Annotated in this window: 1 protein-coding gene; it reads left to right on the top strand. The window is 68.9% G+C overall.

Features of this window, described 5'->3' with window-relative positions; all coding sequences use genetic code 11:
* Positions 1-1,145: acyl-CoA dehydrogenase (locus ACZ60B_RS43045; protein WP_469397594.1), on the top strand; the 1,145-nt coding region annotated here is incomplete at its 5' end.
* Positions 1,146-1,158: the final 13 nt, after the last annotated feature.

Below are 1,158 nucleotides of genomic sequence, written 5' to 3'. Positions count from 1 at the left end.
CTGACTTCGACCTGTACCGCCCGTCCGAGGAGCACGACATGCTCCGTGACGCGATCCGTTCGCTGGCCGAGGCGAAGATAGCCCCGTTCGCGGCCGCGGTGGACGAGGAGGCGCGGTTCCCGCAGGAGGCGCTGGAGGCGCTGGTCGCGAACGATCTGCACGCCGTGCACGTCCCCGAGGAGTACGGCGGCGCGGGCGCGGACGCCCTCGCGACGGTGATCGTGATCGAGGAGGTGGCGCGCGTGTGCGTGTCGTCCTCGCTGATCCCGGCGGTGAACAAGCTGGGCTCGCTGCCGGTGATCCTGTCCGGCTCGGAGGAGCTGAAGAAGAAGTACCTGGGCCCGCTGGCCAAGGGCGAGGGGATGTTCTCGTACTGCCTGTCCGAGCCGGACGCCGGCTCGGACGCGGCCGGCATGAAGACGCGGGCCGTGCGCGACGGCGACTCCTGGGTCCTGAACGGCGTGAAGCGCTGGATCACCAACGCGGGCGTCTCCGAGTACTACACGGTGATGGCGGTCACCGACCCGGCGAAGCGCTCCAGGGGCATCAGCGCGTTCGTGGTGGAGAAGTCCGACGAGGGCGTCTCGTTCGGCGCGCCGGAGAAGAAGCTCGGCATCAAGGGTTCCCCGACCCGCGAGGTCTACCTCGACAACGTGCGCATCCCCGCCGACCGCATGATCGGTGAGGAGGGCACCGGCTTCGCCACCGCGATGAAGACGCTGGACCACACCCGCATCACCATCGCCGCCCAGGCCCTCGGTGTCGCCCAGGGCGCCCTGGACTACGCCAAGGGCTATGTCCGCGAGCGCAAGCAGTTCGGCAGGCCGGTCGCCGACTTCCAGGGCGTCCAGTTCATGCTCGCCGACATGGCGATGAAGATCGAGGCCGCCCGTCAGCTCACCTACGCGGCCGCCGCCAAGTCGGAGCGCGGCGACAAGGACCTCACCTTCCAGGGCGCGGCCGCCAAGTGCTTCGCCTCGGACGTGGCGATGGAGGTGACCACGGACGCGGTCCAGCTCCTCGGCGGCTACGGCTACACCCGTGACTACCCGGTCGAGCGCATGATGCGCGACGCCAAGATCACCCAGATCTACGAGGGCACCAACCAGGTCCAGCGCATCGTCATGGCCCGCAACCTGCCGTAACACGGCCGTACTT

It is taken from the genome of Streptomyces sp. NPDC104096, from assembly GCF_055584385.1.
This window is presented reverse-complemented; position numbering and strand designations above follow the sequence as displayed.